Raw genomic sequence first — 4,169 nt, 5'->3', positions numbered from 1 at the left:
GCCGAACGCCGCGCCACGGATGGCGCGGCTGGGGTTGATCGAAGTCATATAAACCTCGCCACGGATGGCATGTAGAGCGGCACAAGTATGAGAGATCAACACTGCAGATGAAAATACGGATTTTGGGAGCCAGCGGCGGCATCGGCGCGCAGGCGCGCACGACGTCGATTCTGGTGGATCATGACATCCTCATCGATGCGGGTACCGGCGTCGGCGATCTCACGCTGGAGGAAATGCGCGCCATCGACCACGTGTTTCTGACCCACTCGCATCTCGACCACGTGACCATGCTGCCGTTCATGCTGGACACCGTGGGCGCCGACCGTCGCGAGCCGGTGCGGATTTATGCGCAGGAGGCGACACTGACCACGTTGCGCACGCATCTTTTCAACGGCGAGCTGTGGCCGGACTTCAGCCGCATCCCGACTCCTGAAGCGCCGTTCATGACGTATCATGTCCTGCCGGCGGGACGCGAGATGACGCTGAATCAACGGCGCGTGCGCAGCATCCCGGTCACTCACGTGGTCCCGGCGGCGGGTTATCTCTTAAGCAGTGCCCGTGGGAGCCTTGCCTTCAGCGGCGACACCACGACGACGGAAGAATTCTGGAAGGTGCTGAACGCGACCCGCGATCTGCGGCACGTGATCGTCGAAACCAGCTTTTTGGACGCCGACGAGAAGCTCAGCCGGATTTCCAAACATCTGTGTCCTTCCCTGCTGGCGGGCGAACTGAAAAAATTGAACCCGGGCCCGCAGGTGCACATCACGCATTTGATGCCGGGCAGCGAGGATGACATCATGCGCGAAATCGCGCGGCATATTCCCAATAACACGCCGCACCGACTCGAACGGGGTCAGGTGTTCGAGATTTGATGGAAAACTACTCAACGCAAAGACACCAAGGCGCGAAAGACAGAATATGAGATTTAATCTTATTTTAATTCTTTGCGCCTTGGCGCCTTCGCGTGGAGTTTTGAGGTTAAGCAATGTTCGATAATTTAAGCCAACGACTGCAAGCCACCCTCAAGCGTCTGCGCGGCGAAGGCCGGCTCACCGAAGAGAACATGCGCGAGGCATTGCGCGAGGTGCGCATGGCACTGCTCGAGGCCGACGTGGCGCTGCCGGTGGTGAAGGATTTCGTCGAGCACGTGCGCGTCAAGGCGGCGGGGCAGGAGGTGCTGACGAGCCTCACGCCGGGGCAGGCGCTGGTCAAGGTGGTCAACGACGAGCTGGTCGCGGTCATGGGCGCGGCGAACGAGCGTCTGAACCTGGCGGTGCGCCCGCCCGCCGTGATCCTGGTGGCGGGTCTGCAAGGTTCCGGCAAGACTACGACCGTCGCCAAGCTCGCCCGTTTCCTGCATGAGCGCGAGAAAAAATCCGTCATGGTGGCGAGCGCCGACGTGTACCGCCCGGCGGCGATCGACCAGTTGCAGAAACTTGCCGCCTCGATCGACGCGGAATTTTTCCCGAGCCGGCCCGATCAGAAGCCGGTGGATATCGCGCACCAGGCCGTGGAAGAAGCGCGCAAGCGGCTCAAGGACGTGCTGATTTTCGACACCGCCGGGCGTCTGCATATCGATGAGACCATGATGCAGGAGATCCGCGCGGTGCATGCAGCGATCCAGCCAGTGGAGACGCTGTTCGTGGTCGACAGCATGACCGGTCAGGATGCCGTGAACAGCGCCAAGGCATTCAACGAAGCTCTGCCGCTGACCGGCGTGATCCTGACCAAGACCGACGGTGACGCGCGCGGCGGCGCGGCTTTGTCGATACGGCAGGTCACCGGCAAGCCGATCAAGTTCCTCGGCGTGGGCGAGAAAACCGACGCCCTCGAGGCGTTTCATCCGGAGCGCGTGGCGGCACGCATCCTTGGCATGGGCGATGTGCTCGGCCTGGTGGAAGAGGCGACCCGCACCGCGGACAAGGAAAAGGCCCAGGAATTCGCCCAGAAGCTGGCGAAGGGCAAGGGATTCGATCTCGAGGATTTCCGCGACCAGATGGCGCAGATGGAAAAGATGGGCGGTGTCGCGAACCTGATGGGCAAGCTGCCGGGCATGGGTGAGGTACCGGAGGCGGCCAAGGCGCAACTGGGCGACAAGCAGGTGAAGCAGCTGGTCGCGATCATCAACTCCATGACACCGCAGGAGCGGCGTTTCCCCGACATCATCCGCGGCTCGCGCAAGCGGCGTATCGCCGCCGGTTCGGGCACGCAGGTGCAGGACGTGAACCGCCTGCTCAAGCAATTCGATCAGATGCAGAAGATGATGAAGCGCATGGGAAAAGGGGGGCTGCAACGGATGTTGCGCGATGTCAAGGGCCGATTACCCGGTCTTCCCGGATGATATTCATCCAAATTATGCAGCGTATTTGTTTGAGTTGACGGAGTTAACAAACCAGCGCCGAGGGCGTATAGTTTTGCCTCCACGAGGGGACACGGGAAACGGAACCATGACAACGGAACATCAGAAACAATCGGCAGTGCATCGAGCCAGAACGGCGGAACGCCGCTCCGTCACGCAGGAGATGGTGCAAAAACTGATTACCGAGCGGACCGAAATGCTGGCGCTGTACTGTCAAATGGCCGGGCTCGAACCGTACAAGAACAGCAAGAATTCGCGCGTCAAGCCGGCGCAGGAAATGCTTCAGAAGTTCTGTCAGGTGCTGGTGGATTACATTGCCGCCGGCCACTTCAGTCTTTACGAACGTATCGTCAACGGCACCGAACGCCGACAGCAGGTTTCCAGCCTGGCTGAAAAACTTTATCCGCAGATCGCCACCTCCACCGAGGCGGCGCTGGATTTCAACGACAAATACGATTGCGGCGATCACTGCGAGATCGGCTTGTCGTTTGGCGACGACCTGTCACGGCTCGGTGAAATGCTCGCCTCCCGCATCGAGCTCGAAGACAAGATGATCAAGCACCTGATAGAAAGTCGTCGCGCTTCCTGAGTGATCCTCTGATTCAAGCAGTTGTTCGCCCTGAGCCAGTCAAAAGGGTGAACGACAAACGCCAAGATTCAGAAATGATGTATCCGTTTGGTCTTTGACAAGCTAAGACCGAACGTGGTGACAAAGGGCTCAGTGGCTTCTAGCCGCCGGTCAGTGACATGAACCGGACGATTTTCTGAGGCTGCTCGCGGAAATCGTGTTTCTCCGGTTTGCGCGCGATTGCCGTCCGGATCGCGGTCTTCAATTCCTCATCGCCGATTCCCTGCCGTAGCAACGGACGCAATTCCACCTTGTCTTCCTGGCCGAGGCAGAGATACAGCGCGCCATCCGCGGACAGGCGCACGCGGTTGCAGCCTGCGCAGAAGTGCTGCGAAATCGGCGTGATGAAGCCGATCCGCAGATTGGTGCCGGCCACGCTCACGTAACGCGCGGGACCGCCGCCCGGCATGACGGTCGGCACCAGCTCGAATCGTTCCGCCAGCCGGCGGCGGACATCTTCGAGACTCATATAATGATTGCTGGCGGAGCGGCCGGTGTCGCCCATGGGCATGGTTTCAATCAGCCGAAGCGTGAAATCCTGTTCGATGCAGAATTGCACCATGTCCTCGATTTCGCCGTCGTTGACGTCCTTCATTACTACCATGTTGATCTTGATCGGACGCAGGCCGGCCTCGCGCGCGGCCGCCAGCCCGTCCAGCACCTTGTTTAGTTTTCCCCCGCGGGTGATGGCGGTGAAGCGTTCGGGTTTGAGCGAATCGAGGCTGACGTTGATGCGCTGCACGCCGGATTGAAACAGCGCCCGGGCGTGTTTTTTCAGTTGCACGGCGTTGGTGCTGAGCGACAGGTCTTCCAGTCGCGGCAGCGCATTCAGTCGCGCGGCCAGGTCGGGCAGATGGTGGCGCGTCAGCGGTTCGCCGCCGGTAAGGCGCACGCGGCGCACGCCCAGCTCCGTGAAGGCGCGTATCGTGCGCTCGATCTCGTCGAACGTGAGCCACTCTTCCGGTTCGGAAAAATCCCGATAGTCCGCCGGCAGGCAATACATGCATCGCAGATCGCAACGATCGGTGACAGACAGACGGACGTATTCGATTGTCCGGTTGAAGGGGTCGATCAGTCTGGGTTCCATCTTGCGTATCACTATAAGAGTACCCGGAGGCGCTGTACACAACGGAAACAGTGTGGGATTTATCTGATGGGCGGTTTTGCCGAATACCATCATGC

At 60.0% G+C, this 4,169-nt stretch carries 4 protein-coding genes; 3 read left to right on the top strand and 1 reads right to left on the bottom strand.

The window, feature by feature from the left end; genetic code table 11:
* Positions 1 to 107 precede the first annotated feature (107 nt).
* From WB402_RS01490 to WB402_RS01480, 3 genes are all read left to right on the top strand, one after another.
* The gene (locus WB402_RS01490) at positions 108 to 872 is read left to right on the top strand and encodes an MBL fold metallo-hydrolase (RefSeq protein WP_424205048.1); all 765 of its coding nucleotides are present in this window, start codon (positions 108 to 110) and stop codon (positions 870 to 872) included.
* A 113-nt stretch (positions 873 to 985) separates the two neighbouring features.
* Positions 986 to 2,341 carry a signal recognition particle protein gene (gene ffh / locus WB402_RS01485; protein WP_424205047.1) on the top strand — a complete coding sequence of 452 codons (1,356 nt, stop codon included), beginning with the start codon at positions 986 to 988 and terminating at the stop codon, positions 2,339 to 2,341.
* Positions 2,342 to 2,447: 106 nt separating this feature from the next.
* The gene (locus tag WB402_RS01480) at positions 2,448 to 2,948 is read left to right on the top strand and encodes a sigma D regulator (protein WP_424205045.1); all 501 of its coding nucleotides are present in this window, start codon (positions 2,448 to 2,450) and stop codon (positions 2,946 to 2,948) included.
* A gap of 139 nt (positions 2,949 to 3,087) precedes the next feature.
* On the opposite strand, the gene moaA is transcribed toward WB402_RS01480, so the two are convergent.
* Entirely contained in the window at positions 3,088 to 4,074 is a 987-nt protein-coding gene (moaA, locus tag WB402_RS01475; RefSeq protein WP_424205049.1) for a GTP 3',8-cyclase MoaA, read from the bottom strand.
* Between the last annotated feature and the right edge of the window lie 95 nt (positions 4,075 to 4,169).

This window comes from Sulfuricaulis sp. (assembly GCF_049587675.1).
In the GTDB taxonomy this organism is placed as follows: Bacteria; Pseudomonadota; Gammaproteobacteria; order Acidiferrobacterales; family Sulfurifustaceae; genus Sulfuricaulis.
This window is presented reverse-complemented; position numbering and strand designations above follow the sequence as displayed.